Origin of the sequence: Rathayibacter sp. VKM Ac-2879 (assembly GCF_015351245.1) — a bacterium.
Taxonomy (GTDB): Bacteria; Actinomycetota; Actinomycetes; order Actinomycetales; family Microbacteriaceae; genus Rathayibacter.
In genome coordinates, this window is sequence record NZ_JADKSO010000006.1 from 1 (window position 1) to 21,108 (window position 21,108).

Sequence of the window (21,108 nt, forward strand, 5' to 3'; positions counted from 1 at the left end):
GCAGCGCTCGGCCGCTTCCTCTCCACCGACCCAGTAGAGGGAGGAGTGGACAACGACTACAACTACCCTCTCGATCCAATCAACAAGCTCGACCTCACCGGCGAGCTCTCAGCGGATTCTGCGGAGCGACTCGTCAATAACAAGAGCGGGTACACCATCGTTCCTGATGGCAAGGGTGGCATTACATCGAGCCGACCTTCCGCTACACCCATCGCCCCAAAATCGGGTTGTATCCGAAATTCCTGTACAGGTGGACCCAGTCCGCAGCCCGCAAAGATTTCCGATGCTCAAGTAAAGTCCAATCTCAAAGATATGGGAACTGTCATTGGCTGGATTGCAATCGGCGCTGCAATCATCGCGTTGATACCCGGAGCGGCTCCGATCGCGGCTCCAATTGCGGCCATCACAGGAGGGCTGTCCACTCTCTACACCTGCATGGGGGTCGGTGTCTCTACTCCAACCTGCCGAACAGCACTGATGTTTGAAGCGGTGGGGCCATTCGGGGGTTCCATGGCCGCGGGCGCGCGGGAACTAAGATGGGACCTCACCATGCTCAGCGGCGATGTTGTTCAACAATTTTGAGGAAGAATAACGTGAAGCGATTTGTATACCCCCTCTACGCGACCGGAGTTCTACTTTTCGTTGGCGCTTTCATATGGCTCGACTTTCGACGCGAAAGCAGCCTGAGTGGGGGAGCCATCTGGGTCCTCGTTCCAGTCTTGCTAATTTTCGCCGTAATGGTCGTATTCATGCGCGTAAAGTACAGGGGTTTCTTCAAGACCCTTCAAGTTAACCCGGCGAGCGAAGTGTTCTGTAATCAAGAGCGTCTGCCTGACATGCCTGAAGCCTTTGGGATTTGGCCCACGGGGCGACTTTTCCTGGCTGAAGCAAACAGTGATGGATTAGTCCTTCATGACAGGACGGGAGTCGTTGCGCGCATTCCTCGGAAGTGGATCAACGGTGTTGAAATCGATTACGTGGAATTCTATAGAGTCCAGTTCGCGCCAGCTTTCGTGCTATCGGGCGCAGATGGCGTGTCATTGCCCTTCGTGCCGTCATCAAGAATATTCCCGGGTAATCTTGGCACCACAACCCGCCGCACAAGGCGAATTGCTGATGAGTTCGTTAAGCGCCTTCGAATCCAGTTACAAGGTGTAATAATGAGTTCTAACGGAAATCCGCATGGTCCGCGTTTGTCGCTCCGCTATTTGGTCGCGGTCATCGCAATAGCTGCTACCACCGTCGTAACTACCTTGGTCGTTTGGAAAGGCAACGGCATTTCGATCGGACCTGAATTCCTCCTGGGTCTTAGTTCAGCATTTATTCCTTTGTGTATTGTCTACTACGTGGTCATAGGACAGGCGCTTGGGTTGAAAAGCGCACTGATTCGGGGGAATAATACTGAATTTTGGATCGCGAGACCGGCTCGCGATTTTCGGAAATTTATCAGAAGTCACCCTTCGAGCGAAGGTCGGTTTGTGGCCGATAAAAAAAGATTTGTCGGTATTACTCTTTCCGAAAATTACGTTAATATCTGGTCTAACGACCATGAATTATACTTGGCCGCAAAAATCGACAGGAGCTGTCTGGTAGACGCAGATCTCGGCCGAATCAAATTTTTTGAGGGTGATGAGCGCGGGCTTATGATCACAATTATGGATGAGAACGTACGCAAGAATGTTCATGTTGCCCTATACTCGGCCCGATGGTACTGGGTTGGACAAGCGGATGATCTGGTATACAAAGGATTGATTACGATGCTCGTGCGATAAGTCTAATTGGGCCAGAGAGACTGATTGTTCAACCGTTCTGCTTGACCACTGGGGAAAAGCGAAATTTCTGCCCGGTACGGCGCTACGTCGCGAATCGGGGGTGCTCGTCGCCTGGCTGGTCAGGCTATGTTGAACTCGGACCGGACGAGGTTGGCCCTCGATGCTTTCGAACGATCTCTGCGTGCGTCGACGTCGGAGCTGTGGCGCGAAGCAGAGCGGTATCTCTGCGCGCGACTCGCTCTTTCGCGGACTTACATTCTCTTGGCGCTGTTCACATGGTCGGACGAGAAGCCGACTCCGTCCAACTTTTCAAGGAGGATAATTTGATCGTGTTCGCCGAACATCCTCCTACGCTTCTTCTGGGGGTCTTCGATCTTGCTCGAGTGCGGGGGTTCGTGGATTGAACTGATCGACAAGAGCGCTCTCTCGTTGATTTCTTGAACCGAGCAATTGCGCGCATCCGCGCATCGTGGCGGTGCAGCGCGCGAAGAACCCCGGCGCCACCTCGCCTGGCGCCTGCCACATCGGATCCCTCGGTGTCCCCTGCGCCTTATAGTTCTCTCAGAAACCCGCGCCCGGCGGGTTCGATGAAGGGGGTCGCTCGTCCATGGAACTCGATCTGTTCTGGATCGTCGCCGTAGGGGTCGCCGTCGGCGCGGTGCTGCTGTGTGCGCTCATCGGCTTCTTCATCTTCCGGGCCTGGTATCAGGTGCCGCAAGCGGACGAGGCGATCGTGATCATCGGCAAAAAGCAGCGCGGCGACGACGGACTGACCTCGAACATGACCGTCATCACGGGAGGCGGAGCCTTCGTCAACAAACTGACCCAGCGGTCCGACCGCATCTCGTTGCGTTCCCGTCAGATCAAGATGGAGCCAGTCGCCCAGACGAAGAACGGCGTGACGATCCACCTCGCCGGTGTCGCCCTCGTCAAGATCGGATCCACGCCGGACCAGGTGCGTGCTGCCGCGGAGCGATTCGCCTCGCAGGACCAGGCGATCGATGTCTTCACGACCGAGCAGCTGGAGGGCGCCCTTCGCGGTGTCGTGGCGAAGCTCAGCGTCGAAGAAGTCATGCAGGACCGACAGAAGCTCGGCGACGAGATCGCCGAGGGCATCAAGGGTGACCTGCTCGCCCAGGGCCTCGTCCTCGATTCGTTCGCGATCCAGGGTGTCACCGACCGCAACGGGTACATCGACGCCCTCGGCGCTCAGGAGGTCGAGCGGGTCAAGCGGGAGGCTGAGGTCGCTCGCATCAACGCGGCCCGCGAGGTCAAGGCACGTCAGCTCGCGACCGAAGAAGCGAATCTGATCGAGCAGACCGCGTACGACAAGAACACCGCCGCATCGAAGTCCGAGGTCGGTCGCGCCAACGCCGAAGCCGAGCAGGCCGAGAATCTCGCCCGCGCCGAGCGCGAGCAGGCCGTTCTCGTGCAGCGGGCCGAGAATCGGCAGGCCGAGCTCGACGCCGACGTCAAGCGCGTCGCTGATGCCGAGAAGTACCGCAGCCAGACCGAGGCCGATGCGGAGTCGTACGCACGCCAGAAGAAGGCCGAGACCGATCGTCAGGTCGCGCAGCAGGAGTCCGACGCCGAGGCCTATGCCGTCCAGCGACAGGCTGAGGCCCGGCAGGCGTCGGCCGCGGCCGAGGCGGCTGCCGTCCGTGCGCGTGCTGAGGCGGAAGCGGAGGCGCTGCGAGCCCAGGCGGGCGCAGAGGCGGAGGCTCTGCGGGTGAGGGCCGCGGCCGAGGCGGAGTCTCTGCGCGCCAAGGGCGAGGCGAGCGCGGCGGCCATCCAGGCCGAGGCGGAGGCGCTCCGCGAGAACCAGGAGGCGGTCCTCGGTCGCGAGCTCGTCGGGCAGCTCCCGGCGCTCATGGCCGAGTTCGCGAAGGGCTATCAGAACGTCGGCACCATCACGCTGATCGGCGGCGATACCGCTGGCACGCACATCGCCCGCGAGCAGGCGGCGAGCCTCGCCGCCACGTTCGACAGCGTCAAGTCGGCGACCGGCGTCGACCTGGGAGCGATCCTGCAGGGCCAGGCTTTCGGTCGAGGTGTCGCCGCCGCCACGGCGGCATCGGAGGGCAGTGACATGCCCGCCGCCACGACGAGCTGACGACCGACGCCGAGCCGCGAGACGAAGAGTCGGCCGGCTGCTCTGTGTCCTCCGCGACGCGCGGCGCCTGCGCTTCGCTCGCGGGCGACGTCCTCGCCTACGGCTCCTGCTGGTGGATCGCCACGCGCCACCTCCGTCTCGCCGGCTGACTCCGCCCGCGCTCTGAGGAGGCGTGTTCCGCTACCGTCGAAGCATGTTCGCTGGACTGCAGGGCTGGCACCTGCTCCTCATCCTCGTCGTCTTCTCTCCGGTGATCGTGCTGGCGATCGGGCTCCCGATCGCGCTCGCGCAGGGCCGGGCGCGCCGTGATGCCGGCCTCGTCACCGATCCGCGCGTGAACACGGTGGCCGTCGTCGCCTTCGTGCTCTCGTTCTTCGCCGGCATCGGAGGAGTGGTCTGCGGACACGTCGCGCGCGCGCAGATCCGCCGCACCGGCGAGGCCGGCTGGGGGTTGGCGCTCTTCGCCCTCATTCTCGGCTACTACGCGACGACGGTCGGTCTGTTGGTCGGCGGGGCCGTGCTCGCCTCCGCGCTCGCACGGGCCTGACATCGGGCGCTGTGCGCACGCATCGCCGGCGGCGAGGTCGGAGGAGGAGCGAGCGAGGCGGCCGTGCCGTCACGACATGCGCGACGCCGAGGCCCGGCGTCACCGCACCGGTATGGACGGGCCCGACGTGGGATTGCCCGTGGTCGGCTGCGGAAAGGGCGTGCCGCCCGGGGGCGACGGCGGGATCGTCGGCCCGTTTCCGCCTCTGTCGGGCTGGAACGTGCCCCCGCCTCCGTTGGAAGGGGGGCCCGGGTTTGGCGCGACAGTGACTGTGCCCCGAAGAACAGGCGTGTCGTCGTCGGCGACCGTACCGCTCCCGGCGACCGGTGTGAGCGAGAACGAGAAGGCGGTCGTCTGGCTGCCGTAGGGGCGCTCGACGCTCGCGACCTCGCTGTACCCCGCCTGCCCCAGGGCGCCGAGCTGCGTCACCGTGACGGTGCGGGTCGCGCGCCATCGGATCACCTGGTTCCAGACGCCACCGTTGATCACTCCGTTATAGATCCCATACGTCGGACCCTGGTCGCTCGGACCTGCGACGGCGCTCCAGGCCCCGACCGAGACTCCCGCGGTGGTCGAGGTCGGCGCCACGAGGGTCGCCAGCATCACCGAGGCCGCGAGGCCGAGTGCCTCCGCACGCGCAGAGGAGCTGCTCTCGAACTCACTCCACGTCGCGGTGATGTCGAGGATGTACGTCTCGACGAAGGCGATCACGGGGGCCGGGACCCGACCAGCCGTCTCCTGGAACGCGAAACCCGTATAGCCGCTCAGGCCGCCCGAGGAGAGGCTGGTTCCCGAGCGCGCGGCGACGTTCCACCCCTCCTGCTCGGCGGGCGCGGACAGCGTCTCGGAGGCGACCGCGGCGGGGGCCGCGAGCGCTACGGCGACGACGGGGACGCTCCAGGCGGCGAGGGCCGAGACGCTGCGTCGGGAGGGCGCGCCGAAGGAGGGGTTCACAGGTGCTCCAGGGTGAGCAGGACAAGCGGGCCTCCCACAGTGGCAGAAGACGCGAGGTCGCTGAGACCCCCTGTTCAGCACCGCGCCCGGTCGACGTCGACTCCGCGCCGGATGTGCGAGACGGATGAACGTCCGGTGAGCACCCGTTCTCGGCGTTCCACCGGGTCGTCGCGCTGGGTAGGCTGTACTGCTTCGTCGTGAGTGGAGCGGTCGCGGAGGAACGATGGGCAAGAAGCGCAATCAGGGTCGATCCGGAGGCGGGCGCGAGGGAGGCGGACAGGGCGGCGGGCGCACCGCCGAGACCGCGCTGATGGTGCGGTTCCGCAGCTGGTACCGCGCGCACCTGGCCGACGTCGGCGCTCTGCACGAGCACCTCGAGGTCGATGAGGCCGTCGACGTCCTCACCGACCTCTTCGCGATGACCCGTGATCTCCGACCCCGCGGCTCCTTCGCGCGCCCCGATGCGGAGCTGCTCGAGGCGGTCTTCGACCAGATCGAAGCCGACCTCTCGGGCGACGAGAGCGAGGCCGATCTCGACGACACCCTCTTCACCGTCGCCGAGGTCGTCGAGCACTTCCTCGACTTCCTCACCGAGGAGGATCTCTGGACCGGCACCGACGAAGAGCTCGAGGAGTGCCAGGCCGTCCTCGACGAGGTCCTCGACCTGGCGGGCTCCTTCATCGATGCCGTCCTCGACGACCTCACCGAGCTCGAGGAGGTGCCCGCCGCCGAGCAGCTGGCCGCCGTCCGCGCCTCCGCGCTGGTCCACGCCGCCGATGTGGTCGTCGAGCATCTCGCCGCGACCGATGAGGCGACGCTCACGGAGCGCGCGGCCCGCGAGATCGCGGTCGAGGCGGGCATCGCCTCCGCCGGGTCGACCCCGAGCGACGACGCGGTGCGCATCCCGGTCGCAGCATGGTGGGATGCTCTCCTCTCCTCCGAGGTCCTCGAGGCCGACGGGCGCTCTGCCGTGCTCGGCGAGGCAGCCGTGCTCTGGCGCAGCTCCGACGCGCAGGAGGCGGCGGCGGAGCGCGTTGCCTACGTCGCGCACTTCCTCGACCTGTGGGCGCGCAGCGCGCAGGCGGGTCTGGCTGCCGCCGACACCGAGAACGGCGCGTTCACGCCCGAGGTGCGTGCGATCACGATCACCGACGCCGTGCTCGTCCGCATGGCGGTCGCCTGCCAGGCGTCGATGCACCCCGGCCTCGTCGTCGGCGAGCTGATCGACGAGCTCGCAGCCGACTCCGAAGTCTTGCTCGAGGAGGCGCTCGACGAGCGCGAGCGGATGGTCGGCGCTGCCGAGCGGATGCTCGACGACGCCGCCGAGCTCGGCCTGCTCCTGCACTCGCCCGAGTTCGGCTATACCGTGCCCGACGCGCTGCGGCCCGTGATCGCGTCCGTCGTGCGCGCGAGCATTCTGCTGCTCGGTGCACGAGAGGCCAGTCGCCTCGAGATTCTCGACGAGGCGACCGACGAGACCGCCGCCGCCTACGCGCTCCGCGTCGCCGTGCTCGGCACGAAGCCCGCGGTGTGGCGCACGCTCGAACTCTCGTCGGAGTCGACGCTGCGCGATCTGCACCTCGCCGTGCAGCTCGCGCTCGGCTGGAGCGACGCGCAGCCGCACTACTTCAGCGTGGGAGTCCCTGACGAGGATCACGCGCGTATCGGCTCGCCGTCCGACGCCGAGGAGCTCGGCTCCGATCTCGTCGACGAGGCGAGCGTCGTGCTCGCCGAGGTGCTGAACGATGTGGCGGATGAGCTCTTCTACGTGTATGACCTCGAGGACGAGTGGCGCCACGTCATCCGTCTTGAGGCGATCGCGCCCTTGCGAGCGGCTCTGCCGCGGTGCACGGGTGCGCGCGGCGCGGCGCCTCTCGACGCGAGCGGCGGCCCGGCCGCCTGGGCCGACACCGTCCGCGCGGCCACCGACCCCTCCTCGGCCGACCATGCGGAGGCGCTGGAGGCTCTCGGACTCGCGCCGGGTGCCTCCTTCGACCCTGCGGCAGTCGACATCGACGCCATCAACCGCTCGCTCGGGCTGCTGCGCACCGGGCTCTGAGCGGCGCTCGCCGCGCGGTCCGCAACACAGCGTCAGCTGAGACGCGCTCTCGTGCACCATCGTGCGCGACGAGCTGTCTCAGCTGATGTTGTGCAGGACTACGGCGTGAGCAGCAGCTTGCCGATGTGCCGGGAGGCGCGCATCCGTTCGTGCGCGCGCTCGGCGTCGGCGAGGGGGAGCACGTCGTCGACCACCGGGCGCACCCGTCCCTCCGCGATGAGCGGCCATGCCTGAGAGCGCAGCTGCCTGACGATCTCACGTCGCTCGTCCAGCGGCCGGGCGCGGAGGGTCGTGGCGTGCACGGCTCCGCGCTTACGCATCAGCACGCCGAGGTCGACCGAGCCGAGCGCGCCCGACTGGTTGCCGATGACGACCACGCGACCGCCTGTCGCAAGCGCCTCGATGTTGCGCGCAAGGTAGTCGCCGCCGATCGGGTCGAGGATGACGTCGACTCCGCGCCCGTCCGTCTCGGCATGAACGCGCTGAACGAAGTCCTCCTCGTGGTAGTCGATGAGGATGTCTGCCCCGAGGCTGCGGCAGGCCTCGAGCTTCCGGGGGCTGCCCGCGGTCACGGCGACGCGCGCTCCGAGGGCGGAGGCGACCTGGATCGCCGCCGTTCCGATGCCGCTGCCGCCGCCATGGATCAGGACCGTGTCGTCTGGCCCCAGCCCGGCCACCATGACCAGATTCGACCACACCGTGGCGATGGCCTCGGGCAGCGCCGCTGCGGATACGAGGTCGATGCCCGCGGGGACGGGGAGCACGAGGCCTGCATCGACCGCGACGTACTCGGCGTAGCCGCCTCCCGAGAGCAGGGCGCACACCTCGTCGCCCTCACGGACGTCGGCTGCGGCCTCCACGACGGTGCCGGAGACCTCCATCCCGAGGATCTCGGAGGCGCCCCGCGGCGGCGGGTAGACGCCTCCGCGCTGCCCGAGATCGGCGCGGTTGACGCCCGCTGCCGTGACGCGGATCAGGACCTCGCCGGCCCTGACGGAGGGGCGGGGCACGTCCTCGAGCACAAGCCGGGAGTCGGGGCCGGGGTTCTCGACGCGGATCGCCTGCACCAGAGGCACGCTACGCGGCCCACCTCCGAGGCCGCTCCACATGCGCTCCGCAGCACTGGGCGGGCGGCATCGCACGGGAGGCGGCCCGCAGGGCTACCTGGCCCGGGCCCCGCCCGCGCCCCGTCAGTGCTCGGCGAGGAACTCCAGCACGGCGTCCTTGAAGGCCCGGGCAGGCACGGTGCTGGTGTGGTCGCGGCCCGGCACGCTCACGAAGCGCGCGCCGGCCTCCTCGGCGAGCCGCGCGCCTCCGCTGGCGATCGGGTCGGCGTCGCCCGTGACCAGCAGCGTCGGCACCGCGGGGTGTCGCCCTGTCTCGGGATGCGTGCCGCCGCGAACTCCGTCGGCCACCGCGACGAGCGCCGCCAGGTCGTTGCCGCGTACGCCCTCCGCCATGCCGATGAAGGCGCGGGTGAAGCTGTCGTCGATCTCTCCTCCGCCCGCCACGCGTGCCCGCGCGGCGTCGGCATCGAAGTGTCGCAGCGCCTCTCCGACCGACAGGCCGCCGAGGCTCAGCGTCGCGACCAGCTCGGGATGCTCGAGCCCCAGCACCCAGCCGAGGCGTGCGCCGAGCGAGTAGCCGAGGTAGTGCGGGGCGATCAGGTCGTAGGACTCGATGACCCGCACGATGTCCGCGACCATCGCGTCCACGCCGTACGCGTCCGGGCGGTGCGGCTTCTCGCTGGCGCCGTGCCCGCGCTGGTCGAGCGCGACCACGCGGTACCCGGCGCGGGACAGGGTCCGTAGCCAGCCGGCCGTCTCCCAGTTGAGCACGGCGTTCGACGCGAATCCGTGCACGGCGAGCACTGTGGGCGCATCCTCCTCGCCGACGGAGTAGGTGGCCAGATGGGTGCCGTCGTCGGCGACGACGAGCAGGGGCGGCGGGAAGGCGATCACACCTCCAGACTGGCACCGCTCACGGAGGCGGCGCTCGCTCGCGGGTTCCTCATCGTTCCGGTCGCGAGGAGCGGACGAACGGCACCGCGATGGGCAGGCGCACGAGGTGCCCGCGCCCCGAGCGAATGCCGAGCACCGTGCAGAGCACCAGGTTCAGCGCCGCCAGGAGGAGGATCGCCGAGATCGTCGCGAGCGGCCAGTCTGCGCCGAGCGAGTCTCGGACCGAGACGAGAGCGAGGTGCAGCGGCACGAGCATCAGCTGGAAGGCGAGGTAGGTGAGCTGCCAGTTGACGGCCACGACGCCGTTGCGGTCGCTGAGCGTGCCGGTCCGACGGCGGGCGCCCCACGTCATCGCGGTGGCGGTGAGTGAGATCACCGGCGAGAGCACCACGAAACCGGCCAGCGCCGAAAGCCCGGCGAACCAGATCGCCCGAGCGCCTCGTCTGTCGCGGGTGCGATGCCGGAGCTCATCCTCGTCCATCCGCCCATCGCCTCCTCGCGCCTCCCGTCAGTCTCGCATCCGCCCCCCTCACCCGCGGTGGGGGCCGCCCGAGTCGTCGGGGGGTTGACCGGATGGAGCGGCGGAGACCGCTTCCCTAGCGTGGAACCACTGCCGCGATGACCACCGAAGGAGCACCATGACCACCAACGACCGCAACCCTCTCCTCGCCACCGACGAGCAGCCGACCGACAGCGTCGGCTCCACGGCGGTGCTGGCCGAGGCCCCCACTCCGGGCAACACGACCCCGACCGACTACTCGACATACCCCGCCGCGTCCTCGGCTCCAGGATGCCGAGCCCTTCCCGCCTCCCCGCCTGTCGTCGTCTCTCCCGCGACCACGTTCTCGCTCGTGAGCCTCCTCCTCGGCATCATCTCCATCTTCTTCGGGTTCCTGATCCTCGCCCCGACAGCGGGACTCGTGTTCGGCATCCTCGGGGTGCGTCGCGAGCCGACGGGCCGCACGATGGCGGTCTGGGGGATCGTCCTCAACTCCGTGATGCTCGGAGTGGCGGCCCTCCTGGCCGCGCTCGCCTTCGTCGGAATCGTGGTACCGCTCCTGCGCTGAGGACCGGGTGCGGCTGAAGACCGGTCGTACGGCCGCCGCGGCCCCGACACCTCCGCCGCGGCCGACGTTAGGCTGGCCGGGCAGATCGCGGCCCCCTGCACCCGTGGGGTCGCACGACGACAGCAACGGAGCTGGACGTGAGCCTCGCAGCGAGCACACTGCCCGAGAACGACCCGGAAGGACGAGCCCTGGACACCCCGGAGAACGCGCCGACCCGCACCGAGACCGACTCGCTCGGATCCCTCGAGATCCCCGCCGATGCCTACTGGGGCATCCACACCGCACGCGCGCTCGAGAACTTCCCGATCTCGAAGCGCCCCATCTCGATCTATCCCGACCTCGTGCGTGCCCTCGCCACCGTCAAGCTCGCGGCTGCCCGTGCCAACACCGAGCTCGGCAGCCTCGCTCCGGCCAAGGCCGAGCTCATCGAGGCAGCTTGCGGGCGCATCATCGACGGGGAGTTCCACGATCAGTTCGTCGTCGGCGTGATCCAGGGGGGAGCCGGCACCTCCACCAACATGAACGCCAACGAGGTCGTCGCCAACGTCGCCCTCGAGATCGGCGGCTATGCCAAGGGCGACTACTCCCAGCTGCACCCCCTCGACGACGTCAACCGCAGCCAGTCGACGAACGACGTGTACCCGACGGCGATCAAGATCGCGATGACCTGGTCGCTGCGTCGCCTGCTCGACGAGCTGGCCCTCCTGCGTGCCTCGTTCTCGCGCAAGGCGGTCGAGTTCGGCAGCGTCCTCAAGGTCGGCCGCACCCAGTTGCAGGATGCGGTGCCGATGACCCTCGGGCAGGAGTTCCACGGCTTCGCGACCACCCTCGGCGAAGACCACGCCCGGCTGTCCGAGACGATCTGGCTGCTCGCCGAGGTGAACATCGGAGCGACCGCGATCGGCACGGGGATCACCGCCGACCCGCGATACGGGGCCGCCGCCGTGCGTCACCTCAACGCGATCACCGACCTCGACCTCGAGATGGCGCAAGACCTCGTCGAGGCCACGAGCGACGCCGGAGTCTTCATGTCGTTCTCGAGCGCGCTCAAGCGCTCGGCCATCAAGCTCTCCAAAATCTGCAACGACCTGCGCTTGCTCTCCTCTGGCCCGCAGGCGGGCTTCGGCGAGATCAATCTGCCGCCGCGTCAGGCGGGCTCGAGCATCATGCCGGGCAAGGTCAATCCGGTGATCCCGGAGGTGGTGAACCAGGTCGCCTACTCGGTCGCGGGAGCCGACGTCACGGTCACGATGGCGGCCGAGGCGGGTCAGTTGCAGCTCAATGCCTTCGAGCCGGTCATCGCCCACTCGCTCCTGCAGAGCATCACGTGGATGACGCAGGCGTGCGCGACCCTCCGCGAGAACTGCATCGACGGCATCACCGCGAACGTCGACCGGCTGGAGGCGATGGTCGCCTCCTCGGTCGGCGTCGTCACCGCTCTCACGCCGAGCATCGGCTACACGGCCTCCGCCGCGCTCGCGAAGGCGGCGCTCGCGACAGGCCGTAACGTCGCCGATCTCGTCGTCGAGGCGGGGCTGATGTCTCGCGAGGACGTCATGCGACTCATCTCGCCGGCGCGGCTCTCGGGCATCGAGGCGATGACTGCAGCGATCCCCGTCATCGACCCGCCCGCGCCGCAGTAGCCGCCGCCCACAGGTGCATCCCGGCGTAGCTGCGCCACGGAGCCCAGCGACGTCCCGCCTCGGCGAGGGCATGGGGCTGCTCGGGAAGGCCCAGCGCGCCCGCGCCGTTCCGCAGGGCGAGGTCGCCGGTGAGGAGGACGTCGGGATCGCCGGTCACGCGAAGCGAGACCAGGCCGGCGGTCCACGGGCCGATGCCGGGGATCGCGAGCAGCTCCGCCGCGAGGTCCTCCCGACTCCCCTCGAGGCTCAGCGCGCCTTCGGCGAGCAGCCCGCAGACGCGCCGCACGGTGTCGATGCGTCGCGCCGGCCCGCGCAGCACCTCTGCACCGCGCTCGGCGATCACGGCTGGGGAGGGGAATGCGCGCGCGATCGTGCCGCCCGCGATCGCGTCCGGCAGGGTCTCGCCGAGCGCGGCCACCAGGCCGGTGGCGGCCGTGCGCGCCGCCGCAACCGAGACCTGCTGGCCGAGCAGCGTCCGCACGAGCGTCTCGGCGGCATCGACCGAGCCGGGGAGGCGGATGCCCGGTCGCGCCGCGATGCTCGGGGCGAGCGCGGGGTCGTCGGAGAGCGCGTCGTCGATGGCGCGGAGGTCGGCGTCCAGGTCGAGGAGGCGACGCACCCGCGCCACCAGCGGCCCGACGTCCGCGACGGAGGCGAGCGTGGCCGTGCAGCGGATCGCCTCCCCGTCGGCCTCGAGCCACACGGCCGCCGGCCCTCCCGGCAGCGAGAGCGAGCGGCCGTAGCCGCCCGGCCACGCCTCCTCGAGCCCCTCGACCGCGCGGGAGCCGAGGAAGGCCAGGACGCCGGGATCGAACGGCGCCCGGACGGCCAACCGCAGCTCGAGCGTCGTCGCCCCCGCGTGCACCGCTGTGCCCGAACGGGCGTTGCGGGCGGAGGCGCGCAGGGCCGTCGGGGTGCGCTCGTACACCTCGGCGAGGGTGGCGTTGAACTGTCGGATGCTCGAGAAGCCGGCCGCGAAAGCGACGTCCGACACGGGCAGATCCGTGCCCGTCAGGAGGAGGCGCGCGGTCTGCGCCCGCTGCGCGCGGGCGAGGGCGAGCGGAGGCGCGCCCAGCTCCTCCCGCAGGATCCGCCCGAGCTGGCGTGTGCCGTACCCGAGTCGTGCCGCGAGTCCCTCCACTCCTTCTCGGTCGACGATGCCGTCGGCGATGAGGCGCATGGCTCGGGCGGCGGTGTCGTCGCGGAGGTTCCACTCGGGGGAGCCCGGCACCGCGTCGGGGAGGCACCGCTTGCAGGCGCGGAGTCCCGCCTCGTGCGCGGCGGCGGCTGTCGGGTAGAAGCGCACGTTGGTGCGGAGGGGAGTGGTGGCGGGACAGCTCGGCCGGCAGTAGATCCCGGTCGAGTGCACGCCCGTGAAGAACCGTCCGTCGAAGCGGGTGTCGCGGGAGGCGACGGCGCGGTATCGCTCCTCGAAGAGCGCGTCGGGGTTCATGCCGTCGAGCCTGTCACGGCGAGGGCCGCCCACATGGCGGGAATCGGACACGACCCCGGAGTGCCGGACCGCCGGCGACAGGCGCGGAGCCCGAGTACAGCGCGGAGGAAGGGCCGATCCGCTCGGGCGGGGTCCCGTGCGCGCCTCCGCTCAGGCCGCGGGGGTGGTCCGCACGCCCCGTTCGCCGGCGGTCACGGCGACGCCGAGCCGGTTCTGCGCGGGCGGCAGCGGGCAGTTGTAGTGCGGTGAGAAACCGCACGGAGGGATGTAGGCGCGATTGAAGTCGAGCAGCACCGGGCCTGGCGTTCCCGCGTCGGCGGCGCCGCCGATCCTCTGCACCACGAGGAATCGACCGACCGGGTAGCTGGCCAGCTCGGGATCGTCGCTGCGGTTGGTCGGATCGGCGAACGGCACGAGGAGCGTGCCGCCATCGTCGAAGGCGGCGATCGTGTATTCGTGCGCCCGGCCGTCGTCGATGAGGGAGAAGGTGATGTCGCCGGGCACGACCAGCTCGCGGGTGGCGCCGTTGTCGCGCAGGTGCTCGAAGGGGATCGTACGGTCCTCGCCCACCGGCTCGAACCACGCCTCCAGGACCCAGGCCGGGTCGAAGGGGAAGGTCTCGATCGCATCGAACGAGCGGATGCCGGGCGACGCCGCATCCCACACTCTGTAGCCATACTCGGGCTCGCCCGTCTCGAGGCTCTCGCGTCGCATGCGGGTGAGGGAGGCGGTGGGGCCGTAGCCGGCCAGCGCCGCAGCATCGTCCACGCTTTCGCCCGGCGCGAGCCAGCGGGTCTCGACCAGTGCAAGATCGCCGCGAGGAGCGGTGACGCGTTCGGCGCGTCGCACGAGCCACGACTCCCAGCCGGCACGTGCTGACTCGGCGAGGTCGATCGGTGCGCGGGAGGGGGCGGTGACACTGCTGCTCGGAGTAGCCATGCGGCGTGCAACAGTGAGTCGACCGCTTCTCTTCCCGCGGCGAGCGTCGCCCCGGATCGCCACCTGACTGACGGGGGATGGCCAACGGGGGTTAAAGAGCTCGACGCCCTGCGGCAGCGGCGCAGCCGGCTGCTCTGACGGGGCGTCGAGCTCTTCGTGAGAACGAGCATGCTCCTCCGCGCGGCGATCCGCAAGAGGCGTCGGGATCCCGTTCCGGAGACTCGCGCCTGCGAACGCTCGTTAGACTGGACCGCCTGTTTTTCCCGCGGCTCCGAAGCGCATCCGGCGCTCCGGCCCGCGCAGGCGCATGCACGGGAGGCGCACCATGACGGATGGAAGCACGGTCCTCGACACCGAGCTCTCTCGGGAGCGCGAGTACGTGGCGGCGCTCTACGCGCGGCTCGACGAGCTGATCGCCCAGGCCCGCGACGCCCTCGACGAGGTGCGGATCCAGAGCGTCGGCGGCAACCATCAGAGCCGCTCCGAGCGCGACGCCTTCGCCCGGCTCTACGAGGACCGCATCCGCTCGCTCACCGGCGCCGACGAGCGCCTTGCCTTCGGACGGCTCACGCTCGCGGACGGCGACTCCGAGCACCGCTACATCGGCCGCATCGCTCTGCGCGACGACGAGCAGGACACGCTCCTCCTCGACTGGCGCGCCCCCCAGTCGGCCGCCTTCTATCAGGCGACCGCCGCTCGACCGATGGGCACTCGCGCGCGCCGTCACCTCACCACCCGCGGGCGAGAGGTGCTCCGTTTCGAGGACGAGGTGTTCGACGAGGAGCTGCTGCGCGAAGGCACCGCGCTCCAGGGCGAGGGCGCGCTGATGGCTGCGCTCGGTGCCCAACGCACAGGGCGGATGCACGACATCGTCGCGACGATCCAGAGCGAGCAGGACCGCATCATCCGGTCCGAGCTGCGCGGCGTGCTGGTCGTGCAGGGCGGACCCGGCACGGGCAAGACCGCGGTCGCTCTGCATCGCGCCGCCTATCTGCTCTACTCCTACCGCGATCGGATCGCCTCCTCGGGCGTGCTCGTCGTCGGCCCCTCACGGTCGTTCCTGCGATACATCGAGGCCGTGCTGCCCTCGCTGGGTGAGAGGGGAGTGGTCCTGTCGACACTCGGGCAGCTCTTTCCCGGACGCGATCTCGTCGACGAGGACGAGCCCGCCGTCGCGCGCGTGAAAGGCTCGGCGCGGATGGCCGAACTCCTCAGGCGGGCAGTCCGCTCCCGCCAGGTGGTGCCGCACGAGACGCAAGTGCTCGACGTGAACGGTGAGAAGCTGCATCTCGAGCCGCACGAGGTGGAGCGCGCGATCGCGCGGGCCCGCGACTCCCGCAAGCCGCACAATGAGGCGCGGGTGACCTTCGTCAAGGCGATGCTCACCCGCCTCACGCGACAGCTCGCCGACCAGCTCCGTGCGCACGGCAACACCGTCGACGAGGCCGACGAGACGGTGCTGCGCGACGACGTGCGCAGCGCCTACGACGTGCGTGTGGCCCTCAACACGGCCTGGATGCCCCTCACCCCCGAGAAGCTGCTGCAGGACCTCTACGCGCGACCGAACTGGTTCGCCTCCCTCACCCCGCGATGGACCAGTCCGCAGCGGGCGCTGCTGCGCCGCGACCGCGAGGCGCCCTTCACCGTGTCGGACGTGCCGCTGCTCGATGAGGCGGCCGAGCTCCTCGGCAGCTACGACGATCACGCGGATGCGTCGAAGAAAGCCGAGAAGGAGCAGCGTCGCCGCGACATCGAGAACGCGGAGGCGGCGATCCGCAACATGGGCGTGAAGGGCCTCGTCGACGCGAAGGAGCTCGCCGCGGGCTTTGCCGAGCGCACGTCCTCCGGCACGACAGCGGAGCGTGCTGCAGCGGATCGCTCGTGGACCTACGGCCACATCGTCGTCGACGAGGCTCAGGAGCTGTCGCCCATGCAGTGGCGCGTCCTGCTGCGCCGCTGCCCGATGCGCTCGTTCACGATCGTGGGCGATGTCGCGCAGGCATCAGGCGCCTCCGCCGCCTCGAGCTGGGAGGCGGCGTTGCGTGACACCTTCGGCCGTCAGCACCGCGGTGTCGAGGCCGCGCCGTGGCGGTTGGAGGAGCTGACGGTCAACTACCGCACCCCCGCTCAGATCGTCGCCTTCGCGGAGCGCACCGCGCGCGAGAACGGGCTCGAGATCACGCCCGGCCAGGCGGTGCGCTCGACGGAGTGGCCCGTGCGCACCGTCCGCGACCGCGGCGACGCTCCGCTCGCCGACCGCGTGCTGGCCGCTGTCCTCGAGGATCGCGAGATCGCGTCGGAGGGGACCCTCGCCGTCATCGCGCCCGACGCGGAACTCGACGCGATCGCGATCCGACTGGAGCAGGAGCTCGGTCGCGCGGTCGGCCGTGGTGCGAAGGGTCTCGACCGCGCCGTCGCCGTGCTCTCGACGAGCGAGGCCAAGGGACTGGAGTTCGACTCGGTGGTCATCGCCCGTCCGAGGCTGATCGCGCAGACCGGCGAGCGCGGCGCGGCAGCGCTGTACGTCGCGATGACCCGTCCGACGCAGCGGCTCACTCTGGTGGAGTGACACGCCTCCGCTCGCAGCGCGCTCTCAGACTGGGCCCGCTCGCGCTCTAGGATTGAGGCATGAGCAGCGAGAACCTGACCAAGCCCGAGGTCGACGCCCCCGTGGGCCCGGCGCCCGACTCCCTCGTCATCGAGGACATCGTCGTCGGCGACGGGGCCGAGGCCCAGCCCGGCTCGACCGTCGAGGTGCACTATCTCGGTGTCGAGTACGACACCGGCGAAGAGTTCGACTCCTCGTGGAGCCGCAACCAGTCGATCAACTTCCCCCTCAACAACCTGATCCGCGCCTGGCAGCAGGGCATCCCCGGCATGAAGGTCGGCGGCCGTCGCAAGCTCGTCTGCCCGCCGGCCCTCGCCTACGGGCCGGCCGGGGGAGGGCACCCTCTCTCGGGCAAGACCCTCATCTTCGTGATCGATCTGCTCGGCACCAAGTAGTCCGAGCCGTCGAAGGCGCAGCGTCCGGTCATCGGGGCTGCGCCTTTTTCACGCGGTCGACGAGTTCGCGCCACGCGCCGTCGAGCTCCGTCTCGCCGAGCCGGACGTGGTGCGTCTGGACGCGGATCTCATAGACGAAGCGGTCGGGGCGCGCGGGGGACGAGCGGTCGCCGTCGTCCCACGGGAGCGAGTCGAGGAGCTCGCGCCAGGCCGGCTGGTCGGGCTGCTCGGCGACGTCGACCCGCCAGACCCGGCGGAGCCCGGCAAAGCCGCCGCTGCGCGACACGATGACGTCCATGCGCGCGATGCTACCCGCCGGCACCGCCGGAATCCGGGGTGCTTGGCACGGGGGTGCTTGGCATTGGGCGCTCGGCTCTTACGCGCTCGGCGCGAACGTCCGCTCTGGGCGCCTCCGCGCGGAGTCAGGCGCCCGGCACCGCGACCCCCACCGTCGTCCATCCAGTGCGCACCGCCGACTCGACCTCGGACCCGGCGCCGTAGCGCGCCGCCGCGGCCGACACGGTGAGCGCCGCGAATACCTCGAAGTCGGCGGTCGCCGTGAGCACGCCTCCCGTGAGCACGTCGTACCAGACCTGGCCGGCCCGCTCCCACGCTGCGCCCCCGAGCGTCGTCGCCGCCACCGCGAAGGCGCGGTTGGGGATGCCCGAGTTGATGTGGACGCCGCCGTTGTCCTCCTCGGTGTCGACGTAGTCGGCCATCGACGCCGGCTGCGGGTCTCGTCCGAGCACGTCGTCGTCGTAGGCGGTGCCGGGGGCGAGCATCGAGCGCAGGGCGGCCCCCTGGACCTCCTCGGTGAACAGGCCCTCGCCGATGAGCCAGCTCGCCTCGCCCGCCTCCTGACCCGCCTCGAACTGCTCGAGCAGCGCGCCGAAGACGTCCGAGATCGACTCGTTGAGCGCTCCGGACTGGCCGCGATAGACCAGGTTTGCCGTGTACTCGGTGACGCCGTGGGCGAGCTCGTGGCCGATCACGCTGAGGGAGACGGTGAAGCGGCGGAACACCTGGCCGTCGCCATCGCCGAACACCATCCGGGAGCCGTCCCAGAAGGCGTTGTCGTAGTCGTCGCCGTAGTGGACGGTCGCGTCCAGCGGCAGCCATGCATCGTCGATGGAGTCGCGCCCGTAGGCCCGCTGCAGGAAGCCGAACATCGCGCCCAGGCCGTCGTAGGCCTCGTCGACGGCGTGATCGCCGGTCGCCGGCGCACCCTCGACCCTGACGGTCGTGCCCGGGAGCGTCTCGGTCGTCCTCGCATCCGAGATGGTGCGTTGGAGGGAGTGGAGCTTCGAGCGCTGCGCGGCCGCCGGGGCACCTGTGGCCGTCGAACGGCCCGGAGCGGGCTCGCCCAGCCGCACTCGACGGAACGGCGCGTCGCGTTCGAGCGAGCGGCTCGCCGCCCGAGCAGCCCGCGCGAACGCGGGATCGTCGAGGCGCGCGATGCGGACGAGGAGATACGGCGGCACAACGGTTCGTCTCATGCCCTCGATCCTCGCATCGACCACCGACACGGGCTCGGGCTCGCAGCGCCGCCGGGGATGCGGTAACGCGCGCTAGCCTGAGTCTGCGGTTTCCACCCATCCGGGGCTCTGCCTCGAGGACGACGAGGGCAGACATGGGCGTCATCACGCGAGGCTTTTTCGGCAAGCGAGAGGCGGATCCCGCGCTCCCGCCCGGTCAATACCTCGAGCGCGGCTTTCCCGTCCTCTCGATCGGACCGACGCCGAACATCCACGAGTGGGCCTTCTCGATCGACGCCGGACCCGGCGGAGTCCGCCGCTGGAGCTGGGACGGGTTCGCGGCGCTCCCGCACGAGGATGTCCACACCGACATCCACTGCGTGACCCGGTGGTCGAAGCTCGGCACGAGCTGGCGCGGCGTCTCGGTCGACACCCTGCTCGACGGCGTCGAGAGCGAGGCCCGTTTCGTCATGGCGACGAGCTTCGGCGGCTACACCACCAACGTGCCGCTCGCCGAGATCCGCGGCGGCCGTGCCTGGGTCGTCACCGAGTTCGAGGGTGCTCCGCTCGCGCCCGAGCACGGCGGCCCCGCCCGTCTGCTGGTGCCGCACCTGTACTTCTGGAAGAGCGCCAAATGGGTGCGCAGCCTCCGCCTGATGCCGGGCGACGAGCCAGGCTTCTGGGAGCAGAACGGCTACCACTCCCACGGAGACCCCTGGACCGAGCAGCGTTACTCGTGACGTGGACGGAGGCGGTGGCCGAGTCAGTCGCCTTGCTCACGCCCACGTCGCGCCTGATCACTCTGCGCGTGCCAGGCTGGCCTGGCCACCGCGCCGGTCAGCATCTCGACGTGCGACTGACCGCGCCGGACGGATATCAGGCGAGCCGCTCGTACTCGATCGGTGCACCCTCCGCCGGAGAGCTGGTCGAGGTGGCGGTCGAGCGGCTCGACGACGGAGAGGTCTCACCGTTCCTCGTCGACGTCTTGGAGGCGGGCGACTCCCTCGAGGTGCGGGGCCCGATCGGCGGCTGGTTCGTCTGGTCGCCCGACCAGACCGAGCCCGTGCAACTCATCGCGGGAGGCAGCGGCGTCGTCCCGCTCATGGCCATGGCTCGCGAACACGCCCGCGCGGGCAGCGCGGCGCCGATGCGGCTCCTCTACTCGGTGCGCTCGCCGGCGTCCGTCTACTACGGTCACGAGCTGCTCGCGCTCGCCGAGCGGTCGGCGGGCTCGGGAGGCGTGGCGACCGAACTGCTCTACACGCGCGTCGCGCCGGAGGGAGCCGCCCGGCTGGCCGGCCGCGTCACTCCGTCCCTGCTCGCCGAGGCGACGCTGCCGCCTTCGATCGAGCCGACCGTCTACGTCTGCGGCCCGACGTCATTCGTCGAGACCGTCGCTTCCGCCCTCGTGGCGCACGGCCATCCACCCGAGCGCATCCGCACCGAGCGCTTCGGCGGCGCCTGACCCCCTCCGCCCGCCCGCCCGCCCTCCGCGAGATGCCACTTATGAGCACGACACGCCGCGTCGGAGGCTCATAAGTGGCATCTCGCGGGGGACGGGGCAGGGGGCGTCACTCGAAGGAGACGGTGCGGTTGTCGCCTACGTCGGGGCGGCCGCCGGTGAGGGCCGCCTTCAGCACCGTGAAGAGGACGACCGGGCGAGGCTCGTCGCTCGCCCAGAGCTCGACGGTCTCGGCCTCGACGCGGATCAGCGCGACGGTCGGGTCGTCCTTGCCGTCGGGGAACCAGCCAGAGAGCGACGGCGACCACAGCTCGTCGACCTTTGCGGAGTCGTGCACGACGGTCGCCGAGCCCGCGACCGACAGGTAGCCCTTCTTCGACTCGAACGCCACGTTGACGCTCGGGTTCGCACGGATGTCGTCGACTTTCGCCGACGGGTCCTGAGTGAAGAACCAGAGCACGCCGTCGAAGTCGGTGTCCTGAGCGGCGAGCGGCCGGCTCACGAGCTGCCCGGTCGCCGTGACGGTCGTCAGCAGTCCGATCTTCGCGCTCTTCACGAGCTCGGCGATCTGGGCGACGTCGTTCGGGTCGGCGGGGGTGATGTCGGTATCGGTCATGGGGCCGACGCTACGCGCGCCACGGGCGACCGCAAGGGGTGGCG

Annotated in this window: 20 protein-coding genes; 11 read left to right on the plus strand and 9 right to left on the minus strand. The window is 69.5% G+C overall.

The window, feature by feature from the left end; genetic code table 11:
- The 4 genes from ITJ45_RS13440 to ITJ45_RS13455 all read left to right on the plus strand — a co-directional run.
- The coding region (locus tag ITJ45_RS13440) for a hypothetical protein (RefSeq protein WP_228493991.1) at positions 1 to 582 on the plus strand (582 nt) is incomplete at its 5' end.
- Positions 583 to 749: 167 nt separating this feature from the next.
- On the plus strand, positions 750 to 1,772 hold the full coding sequence (locus ITJ45_RS13445) for a hypothetical protein (RefSeq protein ID WP_194611017.1): 1,023 nt from the start codon (positions 750 to 752) through the stop codon (positions 1,770 to 1,772).
- A 607-nt stretch (positions 1,773 to 2,379) separates the two neighbouring features.
- Positions 2,380 to 3,885, plus strand: coding sequence for an SPFH domain-containing protein (locus ITJ45_RS13450; RefSeq protein ID WP_194611014.1), 1,506 nt, complete (start codon positions 2,380 to 2,382; stop codon positions 3,883 to 3,885).
- A 193-nt stretch (positions 3,886 to 4,078) separates the two neighbouring features.
- On the plus strand, positions 4,079 to 4,432 hold the full coding sequence (locus ITJ45_RS13455; RefSeq protein WP_194611012.1) for a DUF4190 domain-containing protein: 354 nt from the start codon (positions 4,079 to 4,081) through the stop codon (positions 4,430 to 4,432).
- A gap of 99 nt (positions 4,433 to 4,531) precedes the next feature.
- Here the strand turns inward: ITJ45_RS13455 and ITJ45_RS13460 are convergent, their stop codons facing one another.
- Positions 4,532 to 5,386 (minus strand): hypothetical protein, encoded by an 855-nt coding sequence (locus ITJ45_RS13460; protein ID WP_194611010.1) that lies wholly within the window; start codon positions 5,384 to 5,386, stop codon positions 4,532 to 4,534.
- 223 nt (positions 5,387 to 5,609) lie between these two features.
- On the opposite strand from ITJ45_RS13460, the gene ITJ45_RS13465 reads away from it, so the two are divergent.
- A complete protein-coding gene (locus tag ITJ45_RS13465) occupies positions 5,610 to 7,445 on the plus strand; it encodes a plasmid pRiA4b ORF-3 family protein (protein ID WP_194611008.1) in 1,836 nt (611 codons plus the stop codon).
- 98 nt (positions 7,446 to 7,543) lie between these two features.
- Here the strand turns inward: ITJ45_RS13465 and ITJ45_RS13470 are convergent, their stop codons facing one another.
- The 3 genes from ITJ45_RS13470 to ITJ45_RS13480 all read right to left on the minus strand — a co-directional run bounded on the left by ITJ45_RS13470 (position 7,544) and on the right by ITJ45_RS13480 (position 9,887).
- Positions 7,544 to 8,512 carry an NAD(P)H-quinone oxidoreductase gene (locus ITJ45_RS13470; RefSeq protein ID WP_323743060.1) on the minus strand — a complete coding sequence of 323 codons (969 nt, stop codon included), beginning with the start codon at positions 8,510 to 8,512 and terminating at the stop codon, positions 7,544 to 7,546.
- Positions 8,513 to 8,635: 123 nt separating this feature from the next.
- Positions 8,636 to 9,406, minus strand: coding sequence for an alpha/beta fold hydrolase (locus ITJ45_RS13475; protein WP_194611003.1), 771 nt, complete (start codon positions 9,404 to 9,406; stop codon positions 8,636 to 8,638).
- A 49-nt stretch (positions 9,407 to 9,455) separates the two neighbouring features.
- Positions 9,456 to 9,887 carry a DUF4870 domain-containing protein gene (locus ITJ45_RS13480; RefSeq protein ID WP_194611001.1) on the minus strand — a complete coding sequence of 144 codons (432 nt, stop codon included), beginning with the start codon at positions 9,885 to 9,887 and terminating at the stop codon, positions 9,456 to 9,458.
- A 157-nt stretch (positions 9,888 to 10,044) separates the two neighbouring features.
- Between ITJ45_RS13480 and ITJ45_RS14125 the strand changes: the two genes are divergently transcribed.
- Both ITJ45_RS14125 and ITJ45_RS13490 read left to right on the plus strand, forming a co-directional pair.
- Positions 10,045 to 10,473 carry a DUF4190 domain-containing protein gene (locus tag ITJ45_RS14125; protein WP_228493990.1) on the plus strand — a complete coding sequence of 143 codons (429 nt, stop codon included), beginning with the start codon at positions 10,045 to 10,047 and terminating at the stop codon, positions 10,471 to 10,473.
- Between the two features lie 158 nt (positions 10,474 to 10,631).
- The gene (locus ITJ45_RS13490) at positions 10,632 to 12,116 is read left to right on the plus strand and encodes an aspartate ammonia-lyase (RefSeq protein WP_416365306.1); all 1,485 of its coding nucleotides are present in this window, start codon (positions 10,632 to 10,634) and stop codon (positions 12,114 to 12,116) included.
- On the opposite strand, the gene ITJ45_RS13495 is transcribed toward ITJ45_RS13490, so the two are convergent.
- Positions 12,091 to 13,569, minus strand: coding sequence for an AlkA N-terminal domain-containing protein (locus tag ITJ45_RS13495; protein ID WP_194610999.1), 1,479 nt, complete (start codon positions 13,567 to 13,569; stop codon positions 12,091 to 12,093). The genes ITJ45_RS13490 and ITJ45_RS13495 overlap by 26 nt on opposite strands.
- 150 nt (positions 13,570 to 13,719) lie before the next feature.
- On the minus strand, positions 13,720 to 14,508 hold the full coding sequence (locus ITJ45_RS13500) for a DUF1684 domain-containing protein (protein WP_194610997.1): 789 nt from the start codon (positions 14,506 to 14,508) through the stop codon (positions 13,720 to 13,722).
- A 325-nt stretch (positions 14,509 to 14,833) separates the two neighbouring features.
- Between ITJ45_RS13500 and ITJ45_RS13505 the strand changes: the two genes are divergently transcribed.
- Positions 14,834 to 17,077, plus strand: a complete 2,244-nt coding sequence (locus ITJ45_RS13505; protein ID WP_194610995.1) for a HelD family protein — start codon at positions 14,834 to 14,836, stop codon at positions 17,075 to 17,077.
- A gap of 59 nt (positions 17,078 to 17,136) precedes the next feature.
- Positions 17,137 to 17,511 carry an FKBP-type peptidyl-prolyl cis-trans isomerase gene (locus tag ITJ45_RS13510; RefSeq protein ID WP_194610993.1) on the plus strand — a complete coding sequence of 125 codons (375 nt, stop codon included), beginning with the start codon at positions 17,137 to 17,139 and terminating at the stop codon, positions 17,509 to 17,511.
- Positions 17,512 to 17,539: 28 nt separating this feature from the next.
- Here ITJ45_RS13510 and ITJ45_RS13515 read toward each other — a convergent pair whose 3' ends face one another.
- Together ITJ45_RS13515 and ITJ45_RS13520 are read right to left on the minus strand one after the other, a co-directional pair.
- Positions 17,540 to 17,809 carry a protealysin inhibitor emfourin gene (locus ITJ45_RS13515; RefSeq protein ID WP_194610990.1) on the minus strand — a complete coding sequence of 90 codons (270 nt, stop codon included), beginning with the start codon at positions 17,807 to 17,809 and terminating at the stop codon, positions 17,540 to 17,542.
- A gap of 124 nt (positions 17,810 to 17,933) precedes the next feature.
- Positions 17,934 to 19,007, minus strand: a complete 1,074-nt coding sequence (locus ITJ45_RS13520) for a M4 family metallopeptidase (RefSeq protein ID WP_194610989.1) — start codon at positions 19,005 to 19,007, stop codon at positions 17,934 to 17,936.
- A 134-nt stretch (positions 19,008 to 19,141) separates the two neighbouring features.
- Here ITJ45_RS13520 and ITJ45_RS13525 point away from each other — a divergent pair, with 134 nt between their 5' ends.
- Together ITJ45_RS13525 and ITJ45_RS13530 are read left to right on the plus strand one after the other, a co-directional pair.
- Positions 19,142 to 19,726 (plus strand): molybdopterin-dependent oxidoreductase, encoded by a 585-nt coding sequence (locus ITJ45_RS13525; RefSeq protein WP_194610987.1) that lies wholly within the window; start codon positions 19,142 to 19,144, stop codon positions 19,724 to 19,726.
- A gap of 14 nt (positions 19,727 to 19,740) precedes the next feature.
- Entirely contained in the window at positions 19,741 to 20,451 is a 711-nt protein-coding gene (locus ITJ45_RS13530) for an FAD-binding oxidoreductase (RefSeq protein ID WP_323743059.1), read from the plus strand.
- A gap of 106 nt (positions 20,452 to 20,557) precedes the next feature.
- On the opposite strand, the gene ITJ45_RS13535 is transcribed toward ITJ45_RS13530, so the two are convergent.
- The gene (locus ITJ45_RS13535; protein WP_194610983.1) at positions 20,558 to 21,064 is read right to left on the minus strand and encodes a pyridoxamine 5'-phosphate oxidase family protein; all 507 of its coding nucleotides are present in this window, start codon (positions 21,062 to 21,064) and stop codon (positions 20,558 to 20,560) included.
- Between the last annotated feature and the right edge of the window lie 44 nt (positions 21,065 to 21,108).

Coding starts and splice junctions, on each gene's coding strand:
- ITJ45_RS13450 (WP_194611014.1), top strand. CDS start 2,380: ATGGAACTCGATCTGTTCTGGATCGTCGCCGTAGGGGTCGCCGTCGGC.
- ITJ45_RS13515 (WP_194610990.1), bottom strand. CDS start 17,809: ATGGACGTCATCGTGTCGCGCAGCGGCGGCTTTGCCGGGCTCCGCCGG.
- ITJ45_RS14125 (WP_228493990.1), top strand. CDS start 10,045: ATGACCACCAACGACCGCAACCCTCTCCTCGCCACCGACGAGCAGCCG.
- ITJ45_RS13465 (WP_194611008.1), top strand. CDS start 5,610: ATGGGCAAGAAGCGCAATCAGGGTCGATCCGGAGGCGGGCGCGAGGGA.
- ITJ45_RS13500 (WP_194610997.1), bottom strand. CDS start 14,508: ATGGCTACTCCGAGCAGCAGTGTCACCGCCCCCTCCCGCGCACCGATC.
- ITJ45_RS13525 (WP_194610987.1), top strand. CDS start 19,142: ATGGGCGTCATCACGCGAGGCTTTTTCGGCAAGCGAGAGGCGGATCCC.
- ITJ45_RS13445 (WP_194611017.1), top strand. CDS start 750: ATGCGCGTAAAGTACAGGGGTTTCTTCAAGACCCTTCAAGTTAACCCG.
- ITJ45_RS13455 (WP_194611012.1), top strand. CDS start 4,079: ATGTTCGCTGGACTGCAGGGCTGGCACCTGCTCCTCATCCTCGTCGTC.
- ITJ45_RS13505 (WP_194610995.1), top strand. CDS start 14,834: ATGACGGATGGAAGCACGGTCCTCGACACCGAGCTCTCTCGGGAGCGC.
- ITJ45_RS13495 (WP_194610999.1), bottom strand. CDS start 13,569: ATGAACCCCGACGCGCTCTTCGAGGAGCGATACCGCGCCGTCGCCTCC.
- ITJ45_RS13480 (WP_194611001.1), bottom strand. CDS start 9,887: ATGGACGAGGATGAGCTCCGGCATCGCACCCGCGACAGACGAGGCGCT.
- ITJ45_RS13535 (WP_194610983.1), bottom strand. CDS start 21,064: ATGACCGATACCGACATCACCCCCGCCGACCCGAACGACGTCGCCCAG.
- ITJ45_RS13510 (WP_194610993.1), top strand. CDS start 17,137: ATGAGCAGCGAGAACCTGACCAAGCCCGAGGTCGACGCCCCCGTGGGC.
- ITJ45_RS13520 (WP_194610989.1), bottom strand. CDS start 19,007: ATGAGACGAACCGTTGTGCCGCCGTATCTCCTCGTCCGCATCGCGCGC.